20 protein-coding genes are annotated in these 24,873 nt (G+C 69.1%); 13 read left to right on the top strand and 7 right to left on the bottom strand.

All coding sequences use genetic code 11. The features are described from left to right. Window positions 1–59: 59 nt before the first annotated feature. The 3 genes from NQK81_RS25445 to NQK81_RS25435 all read left to right on the top strand — a co-directional run bounded on the left by NQK81_RS25445 (window position 60) and on the right by NQK81_RS25435 (window position 5,056). On the top strand, window positions 60–1,211 hold the full coding sequence (locus NQK81_RS25445; protein ID WP_257483530.1) for an esterase-like activity of phytase family protein: 1,152 nt from the start codon (window positions 60–62) through the stop codon (window positions 1,209–1,211). 170 nt (window positions 1,212–1,381) lie between these two features. Beyond that, entirely contained in the window at window positions 1,382–4,228 is a 2,847-nt protein-coding gene (gene leuS / locus NQK81_RS25440; protein ID WP_257483529.1) for a leucine--tRNA ligase, read from the top strand. A 90-nt stretch (window positions 4,229–4,318) separates the two neighbouring features. Continuing rightward, entirely contained in the window at window positions 4,319–5,056 is a 738-nt protein-coding gene (locus tag NQK81_RS25435; protein WP_257483528.1) for an SDR family oxidoreductase, read from the top strand. Here the strand turns inward: NQK81_RS25435 and NQK81_RS25430 are convergent, their stop codons facing one another. After that, entirely contained in the window at window positions 5,057–5,776 is a 720-nt protein-coding gene (locus NQK81_RS25430; RefSeq protein WP_257483527.1) for a TetR/AcrR family transcriptional regulator, read from the bottom strand. It abuts the gene before it with no gap. Between the two features lie 29 nt (window positions 5,777–5,805). Beyond that, the gene (locus NQK81_RS25425) at window positions 5,806–6,177 is read right to left on the bottom strand and encodes a hypothetical protein (RefSeq protein ID WP_257483526.1); all 372 of its coding nucleotides are present in this window, start codon (window positions 6,175–6,177) and stop codon (window positions 5,806–5,808) included. 190 nt (window positions 6,178–6,367) lie between these two features. Here NQK81_RS25425 and NQK81_RS25420 point away from each other — a divergent pair, with 190 nt between their 5' ends. The 7 genes from NQK81_RS25420 to NQK81_RS25390 all read left to right on the top strand — a co-directional run bounded on the left by NQK81_RS25420 (window position 6,368) and on the right by NQK81_RS25390 (window position 14,065). Further along, the gene (locus NQK81_RS25420) at window positions 6,368–6,916 is read left to right on the top strand and encodes a YbaB/EbfC family nucleoid-associated protein (RefSeq protein ID WP_257483525.1); all 549 of its coding nucleotides are present in this window, start codon (window positions 6,368–6,370) and stop codon (window positions 6,914–6,916) included. Between the two features lie 24 nt (window positions 6,917–6,940). Beyond that, the gene (locus NQK81_RS25415) at window positions 6,941–7,258 is read left to right on the top strand and encodes a hypothetical protein (RefSeq protein WP_257483524.1); all 318 of its coding nucleotides are present in this window, start codon (window positions 6,941–6,943) and stop codon (window positions 7,256–7,258) included. Window positions 7,259–7,261: 3 nt separating this feature from the next. Beyond that, window positions 7,262–8,503, top strand: coding sequence for a WXG100 family type VII secretion target (locus NQK81_RS25410; protein WP_257483523.1), 1,242 nt, complete (start codon window positions 7,262–7,264; stop codon window positions 8,501–8,503). Window positions 8,504–8,529: 26 nt separating this feature from the next. After that, the gene (locus NQK81_RS25405; RefSeq protein WP_257483522.1) at window positions 8,530–9,678 is read left to right on the top strand and encodes a hypothetical protein; all 1,149 of its coding nucleotides are present in this window, start codon (window positions 8,530–8,532) and stop codon (window positions 9,676–9,678) included. A 316-nt stretch (window positions 9,679–9,994) separates the two neighbouring features. Then, entirely contained in the window at window positions 9,995–10,855 is an 861-nt protein-coding gene (locus NQK81_RS25400; RefSeq protein ID WP_257483521.1) for a ribokinase, read from the top strand. A 68-nt stretch (window positions 10,856–10,923) separates the two neighbouring features. Continuing rightward, the gene (ptsP, locus tag NQK81_RS25395; protein WP_257483520.1) at window positions 10,924–12,558 is read left to right on the top strand and encodes a phosphoenolpyruvate--protein phosphotransferase; all 1,635 of its coding nucleotides are present in this window, start codon (window positions 10,924–10,926) and stop codon (window positions 12,556–12,558) included. A gap of 103 nt (window positions 12,559–12,661) precedes the next feature. Further along, complete coding sequence (locus NQK81_RS25390; protein WP_257483519.1) at window positions 12,662–14,065, top strand: MFS transporter; 1,404 nt, start codon at window positions 12,662–12,664, stop codon at window positions 14,063–14,065. Here the strand turns inward: NQK81_RS25390 and NQK81_RS25385 are convergent. Continuing rightward, on the bottom strand, window positions 14,062–14,724 hold the full coding sequence (locus tag NQK81_RS25385; RefSeq protein WP_257483518.1) for a DUF1707 SHOCT-like domain-containing protein: 663 nt from the start codon (window positions 14,722–14,724) through the stop codon (window positions 14,062–14,064). The two genes, NQK81_RS25390 and NQK81_RS25385, sit on opposite strands and share 4 nt — an antisense overlap. Window positions 14,725–14,808: 84 nt before the next feature. Here NQK81_RS25385 and NQK81_RS25380 point away from each other — a divergent pair, with 84 nt between their 5' ends. Continuing rightward, window positions 14,809–15,840 carry a hypothetical protein gene (locus tag NQK81_RS25380; RefSeq protein ID WP_257483517.1) on the top strand — a complete coding sequence of 344 codons (1,032 nt, stop codon included), beginning with the start codon at window positions 14,809–14,811 and terminating at the stop codon, window positions 15,838–15,840. 1 nt (window position 15,841) lies between these two features. Here the strand turns inward: NQK81_RS25380 and NQK81_RS25375 are convergent, their stop codons facing one another. From NQK81_RS25375 to NQK81_RS25365, 3 genes are read right to left on the bottom strand one after another with little or no spacing between them, the layout of a single operon-like run. After that, window positions 15,842–16,501, bottom strand: coding sequence for a response regulator (locus NQK81_RS25375; RefSeq protein WP_126734717.1), 660 nt, complete (start codon window positions 16,499–16,501; stop codon window positions 15,842–15,844). Then, window positions 16,498–17,664, bottom strand: coding sequence for a MacS family sensor histidine kinase (gene macS, locus NQK81_RS25370; protein ID WP_257483516.1), 1,167 nt, complete (start codon window positions 17,662–17,664; stop codon window positions 16,498–16,500). Before macS ends, NQK81_RS25375 begins: the two co-directional genes overlap by 4 nt. Beyond that, window positions 17,661–18,857, bottom strand: a complete 1,197-nt coding sequence (locus tag NQK81_RS25365) for an AI-2E family transporter (RefSeq protein WP_257483515.1) — start codon at window positions 18,855–18,857, stop codon at window positions 17,661–17,663. Before NQK81_RS25365 ends, macS begins: the two co-directional genes overlap by 4 nt. Window positions 18,858–19,128: 271 nt before the next feature. Between NQK81_RS25365 and NQK81_RS25360 the strand changes: the two genes are divergently transcribed. After that, entirely contained in the window at window positions 19,129–20,136 is a 1,008-nt protein-coding gene (locus tag NQK81_RS25360; protein WP_257483514.1) for a hypothetical protein, read from the top strand. 194 nt (window positions 20,137–20,330) lie between these two features. Then, on the top strand, window positions 20,331–23,543 hold the full coding sequence (locus NQK81_RS25355; protein ID WP_257483513.1) for a beta strand repeat-containing protein: 3,213 nt from the start codon (window positions 20,331–20,333) through the stop codon (window positions 23,541–23,543). A 79-nt stretch (window positions 23,544–23,622) separates the two neighbouring features. On the opposite strand, the gene NQK81_RS25350 is transcribed toward NQK81_RS25355, so the two are convergent. Beyond that, window positions 23,623–24,813, bottom strand: a complete 1,191-nt coding sequence (locus NQK81_RS25350; protein ID WP_257483512.1) for an ROK family transcriptional regulator — start codon at window positions 24,811–24,813, stop codon at window positions 23,623–23,625. Window positions 24,814–24,873: the final 60 nt, after the last annotated feature.

The raw sequence follows: 24,873 nt of genomic DNA, 5'->3' as shown, positions 1-24,873 counted from the left end.
AGGATAAGCGTGACGTCCCGGCAACCTGCCGGATACCCTGATCGACTGTGCTACAGGCCATGTCACGCCGAGTTCTAGCCACTGCCCTGATCGGGGCCATTCCCCTCACCCTGATGGCCGCACCGGCCGCCGAAGCGGGTCACCGTCCGCTTCGCCTGATCGGGGAACAGATCGTCCCGAACGCCCTGTCCTACGAAGGCACCGTCGTCGGCGGCCTGTCCAGCATCGATTTCGACCCCCGCACCGGCGAATACGCGCTGATTTGCGACGACCGGTCCGCCCTCAACCCGGCGCGGTTCTACACGGCGACGTTCTCCGTCGACGCCAAGGGACTCGGCCCGGTCACCTTCACCGGCACCAAACCGCTCCTGCGTCCCGATGGCACGCCGTACCCGCCGCTCGCGAAGAACGACCCCGCGCAGCCGCCGAACATGCAGACCATCGACCCCGAAGAGCTGCGTGTCGACCCGTGGACCGGTCAGTACCTCTGGTCGCAGGAGGGCGAGCGGTCGGCCGCGGCCCGGATCGATCCGTCGATCCGCGAGGCGAAGCGCGACGGCGCCTACGTCCGTGACCTGCCGATTCCCGCCAACGAGAAGATGACCGAGACGACCGGGCCGAGGCAGAACCTCGCCCTCGAAGGCCTCACCTTCGCGGGCTTCGGGTCGCTGGTCGCCAGCTCGGCCGAGGGGCCGCTGCTGCAGGACGGCCCGGAGGCGAACACCACGTCGGGCGCCCTTTCCCGGATCACCCTCCAGTCGCGGTTCGGGCCGGTCTTCGCGCAGTACGCGTACCCGCAGGAGAAGGTCTTCGCGTCGCCGAACCCGCCCGGCGGGTTCGCGACCACGGGCATCTCGTCGCTGCTGGCCGTCGACCAGGCCGATCCGACGCGCTACCTGGTGATGGAGCGTTCGTTCGTCACCGGCGTCGGCAACAAGGTCCGTATCTACGAGATCGACACCAAGGGCGCCACGAACATCCTGAAAACGCCCTCGCTGGCCGACGCGAAGAAGGTCAAGCCGGTGAAGAAGCGCCTGCTGGCGGACCTCGCGGACTTCAAGTTGTCCACTGTGGACAACGTCGAGGGGATGACCTGGGGGCCGCGCCTCCCGAACGGCGAGCGCAGCCTGGTGCTGGTCAGCGACAACAACTTCTCCGCGACGCAGGTGACCCAGTTCATCGCTCTGGCGGTCCCCTCGGAACGCCTTTGACCAGCGGGTTAGACTGGACCCATGAACACGGCTCGGCTGCTCCTTAGCCTGCCGCGCTGAACTCGGCCCCACGGCCGGGACCAGCGCGGCGACCCCTCATGCCCTCCGGGCTGGGGGGTCGAGTTGTTTCTGGAGTGGCTTGACGTGGATGAGCACGGAGGATTTCGGCGATGAACCAGGCGAGCGAAGGCGCCGACGCGGCCCCTCAGCACCGCTACACCGCGGAGCTGGCGGGCCAGATCGAGCAGCGCTGGCAGGACTACTGGTCCGACCACGGCACCTACCACGCACCGAACCCGGTGGGCCCGCTCGCGGACGAGAGCGGGGAGGTCCCGTCGGACAAGCTGTTCGTCCAGGACATGTTCCCGTACCCGTCGGGCGCCGGCCTGCACGTCGGGCACCCGCTGGGCTTCATCGCGACCGACGTCTTCGCGCGGTACCACCGCATGATCGGCCGCAACGTGCTGCACACGATGGGCTTCGACGCCTTCGGCCTGCCGGCGGAGCAGTACGCGGTGCGCACCGGGCAGCATCCCGCGAAGACCACCGACGAGAACATCACGACGTACCTGCGCCAGCTGCGCAGCCTGGGCCTGGGCCACGACGACCGGCGCCGGATCCGCACCACCGATCCGGAGTACTACCGCTGGACGCAGTGGATCTTCCTGCAGATCTTCAACTCCTGGTACGACGAGAAGGCCGGTAAGGCCCGGCCCATCGTCGAGCTGGAGACCGAATACGCGCAGGACAAACGCCGCACGCCCGACGGGCGCAACTGGTGTGAGCTGACCCGCGCCGAGCAACTGGAGATCATCGACTCGCACCGACTGGTCTACATCTCCGAGGCGCCGGTGAACTGGTGCCCGGGGCTGGGCACGGTGCTGTCGAACGAAGAGGTCACCTCCGACGGCCGCAGCGAACGTGGCAACTTCCCGGTCTTCCGTCGCAACCTGCGGCAGTGGATGATGCGGATCACCGCCTACGCCGACCGGCTGGTCGACGACCTGGACCTGCTGGACTGGCCCGAGAAGGTCAAGTCCATGCAGCGCAACTGGATCGGCCGCTCGCACGGCGCACAGGTGAAGTTCAAGGCCGGCGACCAGGAGATCGAGGTCTTCACCACCCGCCCGGACACGCTGTTCGGGGCGACTTACGTCGTCGTCGCGCCGGAGAACCCGCTGGTCGAGAAGCTGACAGCGGCGACATGGCCCGAAGGCGTCGACGCCAGGTGGACCGGCGACGCCGCGACTCCCGCAGAGGCGATCACCGCGTACCGCGACGCCGCTTCGCGGAAGTCCGAATTGGACCGTCAGGAGAACAAGGAGAAGACCGGCGTCTTCACCGGCTCCTACGCGGTGAACCCGGCCGACGGCAAGGAGATCCCGATCTTCGTCGCCGACTACGTCCTGATGGGCTACGGCACCGGCGCGATCATGGCGGTCCCCGGCCAGGACGCTCGCGACTGGGAGTTCGCCGAGAAGTTCGGCCTGGAGATCATCCGGACGGTCCAGCCGACGGAAGGCTTCGACGGCAAGGCGTTCACCGGCGACGGGCCCGCGATCAACTCAGGCTTCCTGGACGGCATGGGCGTCGACGAGGCCAAGAAGACGATGATCGGCTGGCTGGAGGAGAACGATCACGGTCGCGGCACCGTCCAGTACAAGCTGCGCGATTGGCTGTTCTCGCGCCAGCGCTACTGGGGCGAGCCGTTCCCGGTGGTCTACGACGAGGACGGTCAGGTCCACGCGCTGCCCGACAGCATGCTGCCGGTCGAACTGCCCGAGGTCGCCGACTACTCGCCGGTCACCTTCGACCCGGAGGATAGGGACAGCACGCCGTCCTCGCCGCTGGCGCGTGCCACCGAATGGGTCGAGGTCGAGCTGGACCTGGGCGACGGTAAGAAGACCTACCGCCGCGACATCAACACCATGCCGAACTGGGCGGGTTCCTGCTGGTACCAGCTGCGTTACCTGGACCCGACCAACTCCGAGGCACTGGTCGCGCCGGAGAACGAGGAGTACTGGGTCGGCCCGCGTCCCGCCGAACACGGCGTCGACGACCCCGGCGGCACGGACCTGTACGTCGGCGGTGTCGAGCACGCGGTGCTGCACCTGCTGTACTCGCGGTTCTGGCACAAGGTGCTGTTCGACCTGGGCCACGTGTCGTCCAGGGAGCCGTACCGGAAGCTGTTCAACCAGGGCTACGTGCAGGCTTACGCGTACACCGATTCCCGCGGTTTCTACGTTCCGGCCGAAGACGTCGTGGAGAAGGACGGGAAGTTCTTCTACCAGGACGAAGAGGTCAAGCAGGAATACGGGAAGATGGGGAAGACGCAGCGCAACGTCGTCACCCCGGACGAGATTTCCGCGAACTACGGCGCCGACACCTTCCGCTTCTACGAGATGTCGATGGGTCCGCTGGACGTCTCGCGGCCGTGGGCGACCAAGGACGTCGTTGGCGCGCAACGGTTCCTGCAGCGGCTGTGGCGGCTGGTCGTCAACGAGGAGACCGGCGAACTGCGAGTGTCCACTGTGGACGCCACGGACGAGGATCGCAAGCAGCTGCACAAGACCGTCGCCGGGGTCCGCGAGGACTACGCGGAGATGCGGTTCAACACGGCCGGCGCGAAGCTGATCGAGCTGAACAACTACGTCACCAAGACCTACGGCGGCACCGAGGCCACGCCGCGGGAACTGGTGGAGCCGCTGGTGCTGATGCTGGCGCCGCTGGCCCCGCACCTGGCCGAGGAGCTGTGGAAGCGCCTGGGCCACGCGGATTCCCTGGTGCACGGGCCGTTCCCGGTCGTCGACGAGAAGTACCTGGTCGAGGACTCCGTGGAGTACCCGATCCAGGTCAACGGCAAGGTGCGCTCGCGGGTCACCGTGCCCGCCGACGCGGGCAAGGACGCCGTGCAGGCGGCCGCGCTGGCCGACGAGAAGGTCGCCGCGCTGGTCGGCGACGGCACGCCGCGCAAGGTGATCGTCGTGCCCGGACGGTTGGTCAACATCGTGCTGTAGCGCCGTGGCCGATAGCCGCCAGCGTCGAGGGTCGTGAGGCGATTCGATGGAGTTGTTCAAGGACAACGAAATCGAACGGAGAACGCCCTCATGACCCTCGACGGCAAGGTGGCTTTGGTGACCGGCGGCAGCCGCGGGATCGGTGCCGCCACGGCGATCCGGCTCGCCGAGGACGGCGCCGACGTCGCACTCACCTACCAGAACAACGCCGAACTCGCGGCCGGTGTCGTGGACCGGATCAAGGCGCTCGGCCGTCGCGCGCTGGCGATCCAGGCCGACAGCGCCGACGCCGCGGCCGTGGTCTCCGCGGTCGACACGGCGGTCGCCGAGTTCGGCAGGCTCGACGTGCTGGTCAACAACGGGGGCGTCGGCTTCGTCGGCCCGCTCGACCAGACGAGCCTGGAGGACATCGACCGCGTGCTCGCGATCAACGTCCGCGGTGTCTACGTGGCCACGCAGGCCGCGGCCCGGCACCTCGGCGACGGCGGGCGCGTGATCAGCATCGGCAGCTGTGTCTCGGATCGGGTGCCCGGCCCCGGGATGTCGCTGTACGCGGTGAGCAAGACCGCGCTGCTGGGCATGACCAAGGGCCTGGCCAGGGAACTGGGGCCGCGCGGCATCACCGTGAACATCGTCCACCCCGGCCCGACCGACACCGACATGAACCCGGCCGACGGCCCGTACGCCGCCGACCAGCGGAGCCTGACGGCGTTCGACCGCTACGGCTCCCCGTCGGAGGTCGCCGCGACCGTGTCGTTCCTGGCGCGGCCGGAAAGCAAGTACGTGACCGGCTCGACCGTCTCGGTCGACGGCGGGCACGCGGCGTAGCTAGTCGGTGGACAGGCCGATCTCGCGCGCGAGATCGGCCAGCATCGCCTCGAAGAGGACGTCCGGTTTCGAGAACGGGATCGGATAGTTGCCGAAGACCTCGAGCGTGACGTGCCCGTAGAGCCGGGCCCAGAACTGGATCATCAGGTACGTCACGCCGAGGTCGAGCTTTTCGAGCGGGAACGTCGCCCCGGACTCCTTCAGCACGGCGAGCAGTTCCTCTTGGAAGGATGTGAGATCGTCTCGCAGCTCGGCCGGGACCACGTCGTTCGACGGCGTCACCAGATCGTGTGTCGCGAGCACCTGCCCCGCCGCCGCCAGGAAGATCCGCCCGAACGGCTCGTCCAGCCTGCTCAACGTGTCGTCGCCCGCGGGCGACGCGAAGACGAGCGTGAACTCCTTGGTGTGCGTGAGCGCCCACCGCCGGAATCCCTTGCAGATGGCGAAAAGTTGCAGCGCGCCCTCGTCCGGCAGCTGCGCGATGTCCTCGGCGAGCCCGGCCGCCAGATCCGCGACGACGTCCGCGCGCAGATGCTCGACCAGATCGTCACGGGAACCGTAGTAGCGGTACAACGCCGGCGCCGTGATGCCGAGCTCGCGCGCGATCGCCCGCAGGGTCACGGCCTCCGGGCCATGCTCGACCAGAAGCGTCCGCGCGGTCCGGCGGATGTCCTGATCCGTCGCCGCCCGCTCGCGGACCCTGCGGCTGGGGTTGGTCATCCGGGCATTCTAGGTGGTCAGTACGGGGATTACCCCAGAAGGCGAGCCTGAAGCCTCGTGAGCGGCCGGAGCGCGAGGAAGATCGGAACGGCCATTCCGGCGGCGATGAGGAAGTGCACGATCCACGCCCCCGCCAGCGTCGGCCCGCCCCAAGTGCCTTCGGGGTCGCTCCCCGTCCAGAAGAGCCCGTAGGTCGCGATGCGCACGACGAGGTAGAAGAGCAGCAACGCGAGCAGGAACGCGACCGCGCTCGGACCGAAGGCCGCCACGAACCGCGGCCGAGCTCCGCCCTCCCTCCCGAGCCAGCGCCGCGCGAGCCCGCGCTGGACCTTCGCCCCACCGAGATACCCCGGCAGCACGAGAAGCGCGTAGATCGCGCGTTTCCAGTCCGAAATCGTCATATCCGACACGCTAGGGTGCCCTGACCTGGGAAAACATGGGGTAAGCCGTCGGATCGGGTAGGGAAAACCGGAGGTCGCTGTGGTGATCCACACGACCGGGCTGTGGATATGCGCCAAACGTTCCCCGATGTCAGACGGGTATGCCACACTCGGTCGCCGAACGGCTACGACGTGAACAGGGGAGGTTCGCGTGTCGAACCCTGAGCAGCTCTTCGCTGATTTCGAGGCCAAGCTGGCCGACGCCCAGCGAAAGGCGAATCAGATGCGCACCGAGATCGAAAGCGTCTCGGTGTCCGAACGCAGCAAGGACGGCCAGATCTCGGTCAAGGTCAACCACGCGGGGAACCTCGTCGGCCTGGAGATCGGCCCGTCCGTGCGCGACAACCCCGCGCTCGCGCAGGAGATCCTCCGCGTCGTCCAGAGCGCGCAGAGCAAACTCGCGGGCGCGATGCAGACCGGCGTGCCGTCCATCGCGGGCACCGAGACCATGAACGAACTGGTCAACCAGCTGCACAACGAGTACCCGGAACCCGAACCGACGGGCTACGTCGAGGGCGGCCACCAGGAGGCGGACGAGGACGACCGCTTCGTCGCCGAAGACGAGCTCGACGCGCCTCCTCCCCCGCCCGCTCCGAAGCCGCCCGCTCCTCCGACTCCGCCCGCGCCGCCGCGCGCCGCGCGCAGGCAGCAGACGGACCACGAGGACGACTACTTCACCGGCGGCGACTTCCTGCGCTGAGCGGGTTCTTGAGGGAGGGAAACCATGGTGCAGCCACAAGGTAGTGAAGATTTCAAGGTCGATCCCGCGGAGCTTGCCGCGCATCGCAACACGATCGACTATCTGGGACAACGAGTCGCGATGACGGGATCTGCTGCGGACGCGGCCATGGGCGATGAAGCATTCGGCCTGGTCGGAATCCCCCTCGCCGCTATTTGCGCCACTGTGCAGAGCCTGGCGCGGAGCGCGATCGAGTCGGCCGTCGAAGCTTCGGCCGACCATGCCGATCGGGTGCACACGTGGCAACAGAGGAAGCAAATGCAGGAGGACGAGTTCAAGAGCCTCTTCAAAGTGGAGGACTGACCGATGGCAGAAACACCCGTCGCGGCTCCAGGCCCCAATCCGCTGATCAAGACAGACGCCGCGCAGGACGAGAGCTCACTCGAAGGCGCGGGAATCCTCCAAGACTTCTGGGACACCGGTGCCAAGATCGCGAGCGGAGACTGGGCAGAAGGGTTGGCGAATCTCGCCAACGGGGCGATGGGCCTGGCCGATCTCGTCGCCGATCCCATCGGGACCCTTGCGGCGTCGGCGTTCGGTTGGATCATCGAACACGTCCCGTTTCTCCGTGAACCACTCGATTGGCTCGTCGGTGATCAGGTCGCGTTGGACAACATGATCGGGACCTGGGAGAACATCGGCAAGGAACTCGAGTCGGTCAGCGAAGACCTGGGCAAGGCTGTCGACCGCGAAAGCGCGAATTGGACCGGTGAAGCCGCGGACGCCTATCGGGCCTTCGCCAAGAATCGGGCCGATCTTTATGCAGGCATCGCCTCGGGTGCGAGTTCCATCGGGACACTGGTCAGCGTCTGCAAGATGATCCTCGCGGTCGTGCGAACCATTGTCCGTGACTTGATCTCCGAGTGTCTTGGAAAGCTCGTGAGCATCGCGATGCGCTACCCGGGGCCCGCGATGCCTGCCGGTATCGCAGCGGAGGGAACTCCCAAGGCCATCAGTTACGCACAGAGGTGCGTCGGTTGGATCAAGAAGCTGACCAAGGCGTTCGACAAGGCAAAGGGCCTCTTCAAGCGTCTAACGGATGGCTTCGACAAGATCAAGGACGCTCTGACTCCGAAGGCACTGAAGAAGTTCACCGGTGGTGGGAAGAAGGCTGTCGACGCCGCCGAGGAGAGCAAGACCTTCGCTGCCAAGGTCGCTAAGGCGCGAGCTGACCTTCCGGAGTCTCGCAAGCACATCTTCGCGCTCGAAGACACCGCAAAGAAAAATGGTCTTGGTGAGAATCTGTCTCAGGTGAAAGATAATGTCGTCGACAGGATCAAGGAAGGATACGGAGATGACTTCCAGGAAAACCTGACGAAGGAGAAGCGGAAGTTCTACGGGAAGATGGCCGATGGGATTATCGGTGACTCGGACGAAGAGCCTCCGAGTCAGAAAGCCCAGCCTCCCGCAGGATTCGTTGGGCCCTACAGTGCCGGCGGAGCTCCGCAGAGCGCCCCGGAGCCCGTTCACGGGAAGTCGGCCACGGAGGACGATGAGCCACCGATCTTCGATCAGCCTGGCGGAAACCGGATTTCCGGCTCGTTGTGATCCTCGGAAACCGGAAGGAACGACAGGTGGCTGATGGCCGGTTGGTGATCTCACGAACGCCGGAGGTCTTCGGCCATCTGGTGCTGGTCGTTCTCTTCGGCACACTGACCGCCGTCATGGCGTTCGCGGTGTTCAGCGACTATCAGCTGGCGGTGCGCATAGTCGCCGGTGTGCTCTGTGCCGTGTTCATCTACTGCGGCAGCATCGAGTTCCGCAACTACCGGACGCCACCCCCCGCTGATGAGCTGGTCATCGAGGCGAATGGCATCACCCGGATCGTCAATGGACTGGTCAGCTGGACAGCCCCGTGGAGTGAAATCGAGAAGGCGTTCTTGAGTCTCAAGTTCCGCGAGTACACCCATCGCAGACCAAAGAGCGATCAGTTCACGCTCGTTCTGCGGCCTGGCCCGGATTTCGACGCTCGTTCGACAGGTCTCACCCGCGAGCCGGATGGTGACCTCCAGGTATCGGACGTCGACCTCACTTCGCGTGAGGCCGAGGAGTTGCTCCCCATACTCGTTCGCCATGTCGAAGTCGAGATCGAGAACGACAACACCGCAGTGGTCGCAAAGCCCGACGAACCGATCGTCGACGTGGCGCGAGGCGAGGAACTGGTCGTCGAGGACGACGTGGTGAAGATTCACGTCAATGGCTGGGACAAGCGGAAGCTGAAGGTGTTCCACCTCTGCTCGTTGATGATCGAGGTGTGCTGTCTCGTCGTCGCGGCTGCCACCGATGTCACTGCCGTGCGGGTGGGTGCGTTCGTAATCCTCTTCGCTCTCTTCGTGGTGACGTTGGTGGTCGATGCGTTCGAGAGCGAGACGCACAAGAAGGAACGGAAGGCGGTACTCGAACTCGGACGGCGCGGGTTCTTCCTGCGAACCTATGGCTCTGTCGTAGGTGTGTGGTGGCACGAGATCGATGCGGTGCGATGGGGTATCGACGACCAGCGCCGATACCTGGAGTTTCTTCCCACCTCGGAGGCATTCCGGATCCGGCATCCACAGCTGGTGAGCCTGACCAGGCGTGATCGATACGACGAAGAGTCCGACGTCCTCGACGGCGGTTGGTACAGGTTGGCGGAGCCGTTTACAGGCAACGCCCGGCGTGAGTTCGAGGTCGCCATGCGAACAGCGCGAGAAGTGGAGTTCCGGGAAACAGCCATAGCGGGTTGAGGCGCCCGTCAGCCGGGGCGCCGCCGGCGCCGATCACTCGGGGGGCTACGTGATCGACGCCGGCGACCCGATGCCCTCTTCCCGGCACCGGCCGGGATCGGGGCAACGTCACCGCTTGGAAGCGGCAACGCATCTCAAGAGCGGGCGTGATCGCCGAAGTGACGCCCGGGGGAAGGTTATCCCCCGAAAGAGTGACGGCGTTCCGCTGCTCGCCTGATTGTCGCACTACCCGCCGAGAAAGTTACAAAGTTCTTCACATCTTCGCCCGGAGAAGGGGCATGACCGGACAACTGCTGGTCATGGCATCGTTTCCGCCATGACTTCTCAGGTGCTGGTCATCGGGTCCGCCAATGCCGATCTCGTCGTCCCGGTCGACCGGCGGCCGGGTGGTGGCGAAACCGTACTGGGCGGCGACACGGTCTTGTCGCCGGGTGGCAAAGGCGCCAACACCGCGGTCGCCGCGGCCAGGCTCGGCGCCGACGTCGCGTTGCTCGGGGCGGTCGGCGACGATCCGTACGGCGAGCTGCTCAAACGGTCGCTGGCCGAGTCCGGGGTGAACACGGACTCGCTGCGCACGAGCGAGCGTCCGACGGGGATCGCGTACATCACGGTCACGCCCGACGGAGAGAACTCCATTCTCGTCTCGCCCGGCGCGAATTCCAGCCTGCGGCCCGAGGACGTCGATCTCGGCGGCGCCGAGATCGTGGTGTTGTCGCTGGAGATCCCGCTCGAAACCGTCGAGCACGCCGTCGCGCGGGCCGCCGAACACCAAGTGAAGACGCTACTGAACCTGTCGCCGGCGGCCGAGCTTTCCGCGAAGACGCTCCAGGGGCTCGACGTGCTGCTCGTCAACGAGCACGAGGCGGCCTTCCTCCTCGGTGGCGAAGCCGACTTCCCCAAGCTGCTCGACCTCGGTCCGAAGGCCGCTGTCGTGACGCTCGGCGCGAAGGGGGCGGCGGTGGTGACCGCGGACGGGGTGACGGAGGTGCCGTCGCCGAAGGTCGAGGCCGTCGACACGACGGGCGCCGGTGACGCCTTCGCCGGGGCGCTCGCCTCCTCGCTCGCGAAGGGCGACGAGCTGGCCGACGCGGCGCGCAAGGCGGTGAAGGTGGCGGCGATCACCGTGACCCGCCAGGGTGCTCAGCCCTCGTATCCGACGGCGTCCGAACTGGAATGATGCCCTCTTCTGTGTTCTGCTGGTGGCTATGAGCCAGGTCACGCCGCCTATGAGATATGGTCTAGACCATGCCGTCTGAGTCACTGTCCGGGGTCGCCGTCAGTCCCGGCCGCGCGAGCGGTCCTGTCGTCCGGGTCGCCGAGCCGCTCGGTGAACCCGCGAGCACGCCGGCGCCTGCCGACCCCGCCGCCGAGGCCGCCCGGATCGACCCGGCCGCGCAGATCGTGGCCAGCAGGCTCGAGAAGCTCGCCGAGACGGCGACTGGCGAGGCGGCGACGATCCTCATCACCACCGCGGCGATGGCGGCCGACCCGGCGCTCGTCTCCTCGGCGGAGCAACTCGTCAAGGACCAGAATCTGCCCGCGCCGCGTGCGGTGCACCAGGCGGCGGGCAAGTTCGCCGACGCGCTCGCGGCCGCGGGCGGCTACATGGCCGAGCGGGCCCGCGACGTCCTCGACGTGCGTGACCGGCTCATCGCCGAGCTGCTCGGCATCGCGCCTCCCGGCGTTCCCGACCTCGACTCGCCGAGCGTGCTCGTCGCCCGTGACCTCGCGCCAGCCGACACCGCGGGCCTCGACCCGGACAAGGTGCTCGCGCTCGTCACCGAAGAGGGCGGCCCCACCAGTCACACCGCGATCCTCGCCCGCGCGCTCGGCATTCCCGCCGTCGTCGCGGTCCGCGGCGTTCTCGCGCTCGACGCGCAAGCGCTTGCGGTGGACGGTGACACCGGCGTCGTCGAGGTCGCGGACCCGGACGCCGAGATCGTCACGGCCACCAAGACCGGTGCGATCGAATGGGACGGCACCGGCGCGACCGCCGACGGCCACCGGGTGAAGGTGCTGGGCAACGTCGGCTCCGCCACCGACGCCCAGGCCGCCGCCGAGGCGGGCGCGGAAGGAGTCGGCCTCTTCCGCACCGAGTTCTGCTATCTCGACGCGTCCGCCGAGCCGAGCGTGGAAGAGCAGCGCAAGGCCTACACCGCCGTGCTCACGCCGTTCCGCGGCAAGCCGGTCGTCGTCCGCACTCTCGACGCGGGCGCCGACAAGCCGCTCGCGTTCCTGGAGCCCGAGGACGAGCCCAACCCGGCGCTCGGCGTACGCGGCCTTCGCGTCGCTTTCGACCGGCCTGAGATCCTCGACCGCCAGCTCGAGGCCATCGCGGGTGCCGCGCAGGACTCCGGAGCCGAGGTTTCGGTGATGGCGCCGATGGTCGCCACCGCCGACGAGGCGGCCTGGTTCGCCGAGCGCGCCCGCGCCGCCGGAATCGCCCGCGTGGGCGTGATGATCGAGATCCCGGCCGCCGCGCTGACCGCCCGCGAGATCCTCGACGCGGTCGACTTCGTCTCCGTCGGCACCAACGACCTCGCGCAGTACACCTTCGCCGCGGATCGCCAGCTCGGCGCGGTCGCCAAGCTCAACGACCCGTGGCAGCCCGGGCTGCTGCGCCTGCTGAAGGTCATCGGCCAGGCCGCGAAGGACACCGGCAAGCCCGCCGGCGTCTGCGGGGAGGCCGCCGCCGACCCGAGGCTCGCGCTGGTGCTGGCCGGGCTCGGCCTCACCAGCCTGTCGATGAACGCGCCGGCCGTGCGCGCGGTCGGCGCGAGCTTGGCGGCGACGACGCTGGCCGAATGCGAGGCACTGGCCGAGGCCGTCCTGGCCACCTCGGACCCGGTCGCCGCGAGGCAGGCCGCGGCCAAGCGGTAGCAAAGGTCCCCCGCTCCCCGAAAAGGATCGGGGGGCATGTCGAAATCCGGTCCACCGCTTCGACGCCTAGGTGAAGACACCGAAGCGACGAAAGGACCGGACCATGACGACCACCATGACCCCGACGCGGGCTGGACGCCGGGAATGGGTCGGGCTGGCCGTGCTGGCCCTCCCGACCTTCCTGGTCTCCCTCGACGTCTTCGTACTGATCCTCGCGTTGCCGAAGCTCAGCCAGAGCCTCGGCGCCGACAGCACGCAGCAGCTGTGGATCATGGACGTCTACGGCTTCATGATCGCCGGGTTCATGGTCACCATGGGCACCCTCGGCGACCGCATCGGACGCCGGAAACTGCTGCTCATCGGTGCCACGGCGTTCGGAGCGGCCTCGGTGCTCGCCGCGTTCTCGACGAGCGCGCTGATGCTCATCGCCGCCCGCGCGCTGCTCGGGATCGCCGGTGCGACGCTGGCGCCGTCGACGCTCGCCCTGATCAGCAACCTGTTCACCGACAGCCGCCAGCGTTCCCTCGCGATCGGCATCTGGGCGGGCTGCTTCACGGTCGGCGCGATCGTCGGGCCGATGGTCGGCGGCGTGATGCTGGAGCACTTCTGGTGGGGTTCGGTGTTCCTGCTCGGCGTCCCGGCGATGGTCCTGCTGCTCGTGGTCGGCCCGAAGCTGCTGCCCGAGTACCGCAACGAGAACGCGGGCCGCCTCGACCTCGCGAGCGTCGCGCTTTCGCTGGTCACGATCCTGCCCGCGGTCTACGGCATCAAGGAACTCGCCCGCGAGGGTGTGCACGTGGTGCCGGTGGCCTCGCTCCTGATCGGTCTCGGCTTCGGCGTGGTGTTCGTGCGGCGCCAGCGAATCCTCCAGGACCCGCTGATCGACCTGACGCTGTTCCGCGGCCGTGCGTTCTCGACGGCGTTGGGTGGGATGTGCGCGTTCTCCATGCTGGGCGGCACGACCATGCTCTTCGTCGCGCAGTTCTTCCAGATCGTGCTGGAGCTTTCGCCGGTCGGCGCCGCGCTGGCGTTGCTGCCGGGCATGCTCGCCTCGACCGTCAGCTTCCTCGGCGCGCCGATCCTGGCCCGCCGAATCCGCCCCGCGACGCTGATCGCCACCGGCCTGGCCGGCGCGATCGCCGGATTCCTGCTGCTGACGCAGGTCGAGGCGGGCGCCGGTCCGGTGATCCCGTCGATCGCCTTCGCCATCACCTGCCTGTGCGGCGGCCCGCTGATCACCCTGGGCACGGATCTGGTCGTCGGGTCGGTGCCGCCGGAGAAGGCCGGTTCGGCGGCCTCGCTTTCGCAGACCGGCAACGAGTTCGGCTACGCGCTGGGCATCGCGACCGTCGGGACGCTGGGCAACGCGGTCACGCGGTCACGGCTCGCCGACGCGGTCCCCGCGCACGACGCGTTCGCCAGCGGGATGCACGCGGTGTCCGGGCTGGCCGCGGTGGTGCTGGCCGCGGTCGCGTACTTCGTGCTCCGGCACCTGCGCCACATCTAGCCGAAGAAACCCCGCCGCGGGTACTTGATGATCAGCGACCCCCCGTGCACGCGCCCGGTGATGACGAACCGGGGCGTGCCGGGGCGGCCGTTCGATCGCGTCCGGTCGTCGAGGTTGCCGAACTTGATGTCGGTGATCGAGTTGGTGTCGACGGCGCCGTTCTCGGGGATGGTGATCTCCACCGGACCCCATTTGGCCTGCAGCTCGATATGCACCACCGGGTACCGGATCTCGGCCTGGGAGAAGTCCAGTTTCGTGGCGCCGTACTTGTTCCGGATCACCATCGACTCGGGGACCAGCCAGTTCCCGTTGCGCTGCAACGCCGAGTACTTGCCGTTGAGCTCCATGACCTGGCCGGACGCCCGCGCGTACGCGTGCTGAGCGGGCGGCGCCCACGGGTTCTGCTGCTGCCGCGGCACCATCCCCGCCTCGGGGTGCACCAGGCCGGGCAGATCCGTGAGCACCGCGTTCAGCTCACCGCGGGTCTTCGAGGCGAGGGCGCGGTCGGTCCGCTCGGTGAACTCGTCCAGGTTCAGCATCCCGAGGCCGATCGCCTTCTGGAGCACCTCGACGACGTGTTCGCGCTCCGCGTCGGAGACCCGGATGTCCCGTCCGCTCAACGGCTTGGTCTCGGTCGTCGACTGCTCTTCCTCGCCCATGCCAGGAATGGTAGAACCGATTCTCACGCGCGAGATCGGGGAAATACCCTGAACAGACCCGCATTTCTTCCCTGTGCCGCCCTGGTGGCGGTCGTCCTCCTGCTGACCGGTTGCACCGTCGAAGCGGATCCGCCGGACGCCGTCCCGGTGCCGACGGCCCCACCGGCGTCGAAACTCGACGGCGTACCGGTGGACTACAGCGGGTTCCGCCTGGTCATGACGACGTCGCCGCCGTCGGTGCTCGACCCCGCCACCGGCGCCACCACCCCGCTTCCCGGCGCTCCGGGCGGAGACCGGGTCAACGACGTCCTCCGCGTCGGCAAGTTCCCGGTCGTGCTGTCGGCCGCCCGCTGTGGGCCGTCGTGCCTGGAGCCGTCCGAAGTGCTCGTCTACGGCGACCCCAAGAACCAGCCGTGGAAGCTGGGCAAGGCCCGCAGTGTCGCCCCTTCAGCTGACGAAACCGGCGTCTGGCTGATCCGCGACGAAGGCGACGACCTCTGCCGTCTCCAGTACGTCTCCCTGCTCGGCGCGGAACGCGATCGCGGCCGTCCGGCGAGCTGCACGACAGCCGTGCGCCAGGAGGTGCCGAAGGGGCTGCTGATCACGGTGAACAGCGGGACCGCGAGCGCCGAGGACGTGCTGATCGATCCCGCCACCGGCCGCGCCGTCCACCAGTTCCCCCGGGTGCTGGCGATCACCAAGGAGCGGATGCTGCTCGCCGAGCTGACCGAGTTCTCCGTGCTCGACCTGCGGAACGATCAGCGCACGCCGGTCCGGTGGCCGGTGGCCAACGGCAAACCGGGCCAGGTGGTGCCGAGCCGTGACGGCTACAAGGTCGCCGTGCTGTTCGGCGACCCCGCCTGGGCGGGCACGGCGACGCAGACGGCCGACGTCTGGGTGCTCGCCCTCGACACGCTGACCTGGACGCACGCGCCCGCGATGCCGATCGCGACCGAGCTCAAACGGGTCGCGATCGAGTGGACCGAGAGCGACGACCTGGTGATCGCGGCCGACGTCGTCGCGAACTGGCGCCTCGACCGGCCACAGTGGACGATCGTCAAGACCCCGCTGCCCGCCGAGCGGAACCAGCGGGTGGTGGCGATCGCCCAGGGGTGAGCTACTCCTCGTCCAGCCCGTGCTCGATGGCGTAGCGGGCGAGCTCGACGCGGTTGTGCAGCTGGAGTTTCCGCAGCGTCGACTGGACGTGGTTCTCCACCGTCCGATGCGACAGCACGAGCTTCTCGGCGATCTGCCGCGCCGTCATCCCCTTCGCGACCAGGCGCAGGACGTCGGTCTCGCGTTCGGTCAGCCGCGGCGGCGCGGGCCCGTCGTCCGGCGCGTCGGCCATGCGGCGGTACTCGCCGAGGACGAGGCCGGCGAGTCCGGCGGTGAACACCGGGTCACCCGCGGCGGTCCGCTTGACCGCGTCCACCAGTTCGCTCGCCGAAGCCGATTTCACCAGGTAGCCGGACGCCCCGGCCTTGACCGCCTCGAGGACGTCGCTGTGCTCGCCGCTCGCGGACAGCACCAGCACCTTGGTCGACGGCAGTTCCGAGGTGATCTCGCGGGTGGCGTCGACCCCCGACGTCTCGCCGAGGTTGAGGTCCATCAGCACGACGTCCGGCCGGACCGTACGCGCGATCCGCACCGCGGCGGGCGCGTCCGGCGCGGTGGCCCGCACGTCGAATCCGTGCTCGGCCAGGTCGCGCGCGACCCCGTCCCGCCACATCGGATGATCGTCGACCACCATCACCGAGACCCGAGCCTCACCGGTCATCGCTTTCCCCTCGCCGCGACTGGAACCTTGACTTCCCATTCCGTGCCCTGGCCGGGCGCGGTGTCCAGGGCGGCACTTCCGCCCAGATCCCGCACGCGTCCCTTGATGGACTCCGCGATACCTAGATGTCCCTCGGCCGCCGCTCGTTCCAAGACGCCGGGCGCGATTCCCGGGCCGTCGTCGCGGACGCTGACGACGACCTCGGTGCCGAGGTCCTCCAGCAGCACCCAGGCGTGCGCGTCTTCGCCCGCGTGTTTCTCGACGTTCGACAGCGCCTCGCGCGCCACGGCAACCAGCTCCGAGGTCACGTGCTCGGGCAGCTGGACCTCGCCCGCGGGCGTCGAGACCTGCACCGAGGGCGTCGCGAGCAGCTGCAGCGCGGCACGGAGGTCGGTGGTCCCGTTCTCGCTCGGATGCGTCGGCTCGGTGGTGACCAGCGCGCGCAGCGCGATCTCCTGCTCACCGGCGAGTTTCGCCAGCTCGGCGGCCTCCCCGCCGAATTCGGCGCCGCGTTTGCGCACCCGCGCGAGCACCTGGAGGACGCTGTCGTGGATCGAGCGGGCGAGCCGCTCCCGCTCGGCCGTCGCGGCTTCCATGCGCAACGCCCTGGTCAGCGCGTCGGCCGACCGGCGGGCCATGGTCGCGGCGAGGCCGATCACGAACCCGCTCGCGGTCAGCAGGAAGCCGTCCCGCGCGACGTCGACGTCGAACCGCCAGCGCACCAGCCCGGTGACCACCGAGACCACGAGCCCGGCGAGCACCCCGCCGACCGCGCCGAACCGGGTGCCGGCGGCCGCGGGCGGGACCGCCGCCCACACCGTCGTGATGAGCGGGACGTTGGCGTCGAACTGCGCGGTGGTCAGGATCCACGCCGACGTGAACATGAGGGCGACGGTGAGCACGAGATCGACGCCGACCAGCCACGGCCAGCGGCTCGACGGCCGCGCGTAGAACACGCTGCTGACGATCGTCCACACCGTCATCAGGCCGAACGACGTCCACGCCAGCCACTTGTTCGCGTAGCCGTCGTAATGGACGACGAAGGAGCCGAGCGCGAAGAACAGCGTCGTCACGCGGAGCACGATCACGCCGCGCCACAGCGGAGTGGCCGGGTCCCGCGTGCCGAGCGCCGAGACCGCGCGCCAGAGCGGGGTCTCGGTCATGACTTGGCTTCGGACTCTTCCCCGGAATCGTTCGGTTGTGCCGCCTGATCCCGCAGGACGTCGATCTCGGCCGGATCGGGATCGTGTTCGTGCAGCAGCGAGCGGATCCCCGCGTTGAGCACCGCGAGCAGCGGCACCGAGAGGAGCGCGCCGGCGATCCCGGCGGCGACGAGACCGGCGGTGATCGCGAGCACCACGGCGAGCGGGTGCAGCTTCACCGCGCGGCCGAGCAGGATCGGCTGGAGCACGTGGCTTTCCAGCTGCATGACGCCGATGACGATGGCCAGCACGATCAGCGCGCCGACGATGCCCTTCGTCACCAGCGCGATCAGCACCGCGACCGCGCCCGCGATCACGGCGCCGATGATCGGGATGAAGGCGCCGAGGAACACCAGCGTCGCCAGCGGGATCACCAGCGGCACGCCGACGATCGCCAGCCCGATGCCGATGCCGACCGCGTCGACCACGGCCACCGCCGCCGTCGCGCGCACGTAGCTGACCAGCGACGCGAAGCCGCGCCGCCCGGCGACGTCGACCCGGTTCCGCACGCGGCCCGGCACCCCGCGGACCAGGAACTTCCAGATCTGGTCGCCGCCGGAGAGGAAGAAGATGAGGATGAACAGCGTCAGGATGAAACCGGTGACGATCTCGCCGACCGTGCCCGCGGTGGTGAGCGCGGTGGTGGTGATCGACGCCTGGTTGTTCTGCAGGAAGCTGATCGCCTGGTTGATGAACTCCTGGATCTGCTCCTGGCGCAGGTGCAGCGGCCCGTCGATGAGCCAGACCTTGATCTGGTTGAGGCTCTCCGTCAGCTGCTTCTGCAGTTCGGGCAGGCCGGACGAGAACTGCGCGACGACGAACGTCAGCAGCCCGCCGAGGACCGCGAGCCCGGCGATCAGCACTATCCCGGCCGCGAGCCCGCGCGGGAATCTCAGCGCCGTCAGCTTGGAGACCGCCGGCGCGAGCAGCGCGGCGAGCAGCAGCGCGATCGACAACGGGATCACGACCACCGACAGATAGCCGATGAGGAACACGATGACGTAGAGCGCGGCGATCACCACGATGAAGCGCCACGACAACGCCGCGCCGATCCGCAGGCCGCGGGGCACCAGGTTGGTGACGTCTTCGGTGGACTCGGAGAGGAACGGGTTCGCCGGGTCGAATTCCGGCTGTTTGCGCTGGGGCTCGCTCACGCGCTCACCGTATCGGTCCGGGGCGACGTTTCCTGAACATTCCGGGCGACGCGCACGGGTCGGATTCGCCCGATGCGACGCTTGACACACCGCGGGCCGATGGACTCCGGAGTAACCGGGCTCCGCCAGCCTCGATCACTCATCGTGATTTCGGGCTACACCGTGTGTTCTTCACACGATCGTGCCATCAAGGTGGTTCAAAGTCGCGCGGGCCTTCCGCACTTTGCTTACCTCGGTCCCGCAACCACGAACCGAAGCGACAGGAGACCGAGTGACGAACGCGGCGAAGAACGAGAGGCGTGGCGCTGTGCGCTTCGGCCGTCTCGCTTCGCGTGCGCTGTTCGTGCTCGGCGGCGCCGTCGCCGGTTCCGCCGCCGCGTGGGCCGTTTCCGGCGCTTCCGCTTCCGCGGACATCGCCCCGGTGGTCTCCGCTCCCGAAACCAGCGTCACCCCGGTCACCGACGCGACCGCGGCCGGACTGACCGACGTCTCCCACGGCGCTTCGAAGTTCGCGGGTGACGTCGCCGGTGCGATGTGCGGCGACAGCCAGCAGGACGCCACCACGTGGTCGATGCCCGGCGAGAACGAGTCCGGTGCCAAGAAGCACCACTGCGGCGACCTGCGCGCCGACCGCCACGAGGTTTCGACGCGCGTCAGCGACGCGGTCACCGACTTCGCGGACGACTCGGTCGTCACCCCGGTCAAGCGCACCCTCGGCGCCGTCGAGCACATCGTGCGCAAGCCGCAGGACACCCGCCGGGTGCTGGACGAGACCATCGCCCCGTCGCCCGACTTCGGCCGCAAGGTCTGGGATCTCCTCGACCCGCGCGGGCACGGCGACCTCGTCCCGGAGCTCCCGGTCGGCGAAACCCCGGTGAACCCCGAGTCGCCGCTGGACACCGTCGGCGCCGGCGAGCAGGTCACCGACTTCGCGCAGCTGGCGACCACCCAGTTCCCCGCTTCCTTCGAGACCGTCCTCCCGATGCCGGCCCTCGTGCAGCAGCACGGCGCCTTCGATCAGGTCGAGGACGCTCCGGCGCGTGACGGTCACCGTGGTGACCTCCCGCGTCCGATCACCCCGGCGCCGCTTCCCGCCGCGCCTTCCTTCCCGACTGTCCCCGGCGGCTCCGCCCCCGGTGGTCACCTCGACGGCCTGACCCACGGCGTTCCCGCCTGGGTCGCCGCCGCCGTCGAGCGTTCCCTGACCGGCTACGCGCTGGCAGGCACGCGGTACATGCCGCTCACCCCGGGCTCGCAGCCCGGCGTCACTCCCGACTGAACACCTCCCTCCGCGGGGTAGCCGACGCGCCTCACGCCTCCCGATCCCGGGCTTGGCTTCGCGTCCGCTCCTGATCCCCCGCGAAACGGCGGTGCGCTTTTGTGCGCCCGCAATCGCTCCACCCCCCTCTGGTGCCTTTCGAACGGCACCTCCTCGAACCCGAAAGGGAACCCGAAATGAAGGAGAAAAACCCCATGCAATCCTGGGCAAAGCGCGGACTCCAGACCGCGTTGGTCACGGGTGGGTTGTTGATGCTGGGCACCGGCATCGCCTCGGCTGACGAACAGGTCAACCCCGACACCCCGGCCTCCCCGCTCGACGCGAACGTCACCGTTCCGGTCGAGATCGACAACAACGCCGTTGGCACGCCCCTCGGCCAGGCCGACCTCCCCGGCTACAAGGGCGAGATCAGCACCAAGGCCGTCACCAAGCCCGTCTCGGACGCGCTCGACTCGGCTTCTTCGCCGGGCAGCAGCACGGACGGCATCGGCGGAGGCCTCCCGTCCCTCCCGACCACCGGCGCCGTCCCCGCGCCGCTGGCCGCCAAGGACTCGGCCCGTCAGGTCAGCGGTGGGCTGACCGAGGGTGGTTTCACCACCACGGACGACATCCTCAAGGGCAACAAGGTCGTCGGTGACGTCGTCGTCCCGATCCAGATCGTCGACAACGCCATCGGCGTGATCGGCGACGCCGAGGTCGAGGGTGGCACCCACGACCAGACCTGGTCGCACAACCAGGACATCGAGACCACCGGTGAGGACTCCAGCCTCGCCGGGAACGTCGTGTCCCTCGACTGGGCGCTGCCCGTGCAGATCGCCGGCAACGGCGGCGGGCTCGCCGGCGGCACCGGCCGCGTGGTCGGCGGTTCCGCCAGCCAGAGCACCACCGAGACCGGCAACATCACCACCGACGGCGAGGGCTCCGCCCTGTCCGGCAACGTGGTGGCCGGCCAGTTCGCCACCCCGGTCCAGGTCACCGGCAACGCCGCCTCCTGGATCATCGGCAACGCCAACAGCTCCGGCTACGAGGCCGAGACCGAGGCCACCTCCGGCGGCTGGGTCGAGACCGACGGTGACGACTCCGCCCTCGGCGGCAACGTCGGCGCGGTGCCGATCGCCCTCCCGGTGAAGGTCAACGACAACGCGGCCGCCGCGTGGGGTTCGCTCGCGAACTCCAACAGCAGCTCGTCGGCGGACGCCACCGCCGGTGACACCACCCCGGGCTGGGCCGACGTCCCCAGCTACGTGCAGACCTCCGGCGAGGACTCGGCCGTCGCGGGTAACGCGATCGTGCCGCAGACCGCGGACGTCGCGAACGTCGGCGGCGTGGCCGCCAGCTGGATCGGCCTCGCGAACACCGGTACCGAAGGCGGCACCAGCCAGTCGAGCACCGTCGACGCCGGTGGCTTCGTCAGCACCGAGGGCGAAGGCTCCGCGGGCGGCGGCAACATCGTCGACCCGGCCGTGGCCGCTCCCGTCGAGGTGACCTGCATCGCGGGCACCTACATCGGCAGCGCGAACGTCGCGTCGTGCGAGAACACCGTCGACGCGAACGCCGGCAACGGCAGCCACACCACGGGTGACAACTCCACCCTGGCGGGCAACATCGTCAACACCCAGGCCGCGCTGGCCCCCGAGGTGTTCGGCGTCGCCGGCTCGCACATCGGACAGGCGACCGCCGAGGCGTCCGAGACGAAGACCGTGACCGCCGGCGCGTACGACGGCACCACGGGCAACGACTCGTCCGGCTCGGGCAACATCGTCCAGGTCCCGGCCGCGGTTCCGGCCGAGGTCTTCGGCGTTGGCGGCTCGTTCATCGGCCAGAGCACCGCCTCGGCCGAGGAGACCAAGGTCGTCTCCGGCGGCGGCGGTGGCAACACCAACGACGACAACGGCTTCCTCAGCTCCAACCTGGGCACCGTGCCGGTTTCGCTGCCGGTGCAGGCGTTCGGGATCGGTGGCGCGTTCATCGGCCAGGGCCACGGTGGCGCCGACGGTGACACCACCTCCAACGCGGGCGGCGACGTCAACGCGACCGGCGACGGTGGCGCGGGCTCGGGCAACCTGGTCTACGGCCCGGTCTCCCTGCCGGTCCAGGCGCACAACTTCGCCGCCGTGCTCGGCGGCATCGCGTCGGGCGAGGGCACGAACCTCACCGACTCGAACGCGGGCGGCGACGCCACCGCCACCGGTGAAGAAGGCGCCCTGGCGGGCAACATCGTCCAGACGCCGATCGGCGGCGCGGTTCCGCTGACCGGCCACGGCATCGCCGGTGCGGGTATCGCCGAGGGCGACAGCGTCAGCGACGTCCTGTCGGAGGCCGGCGGCGACGCCACCACCAACGGCGACGAGGGCGCGGTTTCGGGCAACATCGTCGGCGTGCAGGCGCTGCCGATCGTGCCGATCACGCACGACGCGGTCGCGGTCGCGGGTCTCGCCGACGCCGAAGGCTCCAACACCGTCGACGCCCTGTCGGGTGGCGACGTGGAGACCTCGGGTCTCGACGGATCGCTCTCGGGCAACATCCTCGACATCCCGGCCGCGGTCGACCCCGAGGTGTTCGGCAACGCCGTCGCGGTGGCCGGTGCCGTGTCCGAGACCGAAGCGACCAGCATGATCACCGGCCAGGCCGGTGGCGACAGCATCACCGACGGCAGCGGATCGGCCCTCTCGGGCTTCAACTTCCACCACCCGTTCGTCTTCGTGGTGCCGCTGAACGAGTTCGAGATCCCGGTCCTGGCGATCGCGGACGAGAACTCGGAGGACTTCACCGAGATCAACGGTGAAGAGTTCACCCGCGCCTTCACCGACTCGGTCGGTTCGGAGATGCCGATCGACGCGCTGCCCGCGCTGCCGTTCGGTGCCCCCGCGCTCGACGGTGCCGGCGCCCTGCCCTCCACCCCGGCGATCGGTGGCGCCCGCGCCGACGGTCCCCAGGTGGCGACCCTGCCCGTGCAGGTGGCCGGCCTGACCGCGCTGAAGCAGCTGCAGAACATCCCGGCGCAGCTGCCGAAGTCGGACCTGCCCGAGCTGCCCGGCACCCCGGGCCTGCCCGGTCTCCCGGCCCTGCCGAAGACCCCGGGTCTGCCCGGTGACGCCGCTCGTGCGGACGCCCCCAAGCTCGCCCAGCTGCCGGCCCTCCCGGCGCTGACCAAGGGCCTGCCCACCACGGGCAAGCTGCCGGTGCAGCTCCCGACGGCCGGCAACCTGCCGACCGCGGGCAACCTGCCCGCCGCGGGCGAACTGCCGGTGCAGCTGCCCACCACGGGCACCCTGCCCGCGGTGAACAGCACCCCGGCGATGCCGACCGCGCAGGTCCCGGCTCTGGCGGGCGTCGACTCGTCGCCGCTGAGCATGTTCCAGCGCTTCATCGGCACCCTGACCGGCAAGAAGTTCCACACCATGTGAACCTGCCAGTCGGCTAGCGCCACTGAATGAACCGAAGCGGGCCCGGAGTCACCGACTCCGGGCCCGCTTTGTGTCGTGTTCAGCCCCCAGGGGTGAAAAGCGCGTCCTGGGCGGCGCCCATCGCGGTCAGCACCGCGCCCTCCAGCACCGCGCTCCCACCGACGGTGCCCGCCCGGACCTCGGTCCGCAGCGGCGAGATCTCCGAGAGCCGTCGGCTCACCCTTGCCGCCAGCGCGTCGCCGCCGGCGCGGCCGATCTCCCCACCCAGCACGAGGAAGCCCGGGTCCAGGACCGCGGTGACCGCGGCGGCACCGATCGCGATTCGCTCCGCGACGATCTCCAGAAACTCTTCGGCGTTCGAGTCGATGGCGTACCCGACAGCCGCTTCGGCCGCTTCGGCGTTGTCGGCCGGCGAAGCCGGGATGCCGTGCGCGCGGGCGAGTTCGCAGATCGCGGCGCTTCCCGCGAGGGTGTGGAAGCCGCCGTCGCAGTCGGTCGCCGTCGGCAGCCGTCCGGGGCCCAGCATCGGCAGGAACCCGATCTCCCCCGCGCCGCCCGACGCGCCCCGCCGCAGCGAACCGTCGAGGACGACCGCCGCGCCGACCCCGAAACCGAGCCACAGCAGGACGAACGTGTCCCGGTCGCGGGCGGCGCCGAGCCGCTGTTCGGCGGCGGCCGCGAGGTTGACCTCGTTTTCCAGCAGTACCGGGACACCGAGCCGTCGCCTGAGTTCGTCGACGAGTTTCCCGTGCCACGCGGGCAATCCCCCGGCATGCCGCAGACCGCCGGTCGCCGGGTCGACGAGACCGGGAGCGCCGACCGCGACCGTGTGCAGCTCGGTCGCGCCCGCCTCGGCGGTGGTGGCCTCCAGCAGGGCGATCGCCCGCTCGACGGCCACGTCCGTGTCCACGTCGAGGTCGAACGGCAGCGACGCCTCCGCCCGGGTCCGGCCGAGGAGGTCCGCCACCGAGACGGCCAGGCCGTGGGTGCGGACGTCGAGGCCGGCGAGGTACGCGCGGTCGGCGACGATGCCGTACAGCTTCGCGTTCGGGCCGCGGCGTTCCGCGCCCGCCTCGCCGACGATCTCGATCAGCCCGGCGTCCTGCAGCCGTTCGACGAGGTCCGCCACCGTCGGCCGGGAAAGCCCGGTCAACGTCTTGAGCTGGGCGGCTGTCAGCGCGCCTTCGCGGTGAAGGAGGTCGAGGGCGAGGCGGTCGTTGATGGCACGCGCCGTGCTCGGGGAGGCGGACGGCATCCGGATGACACTCACCGGCAGATCCTCCCAGAATTAATTATCAGGTTCCCTTCCTGATAGTTTACGCTGACGTCC

The sequence above is a fragment of the Amycolatopsis roodepoortensis genome (assembly GCF_024628825.1).
Lineage (GTDB): Bacteria > Actinomycetota > Actinomycetes > Mycobacteriales > Pseudonocardiaceae > Amycolatopsis > Amycolatopsis roodepoortensis.
The sequence above is the reverse complement of the archived record's forward strand: the minus strand, read 5'-3'. Positions and strand labels throughout refer to the sequence as shown.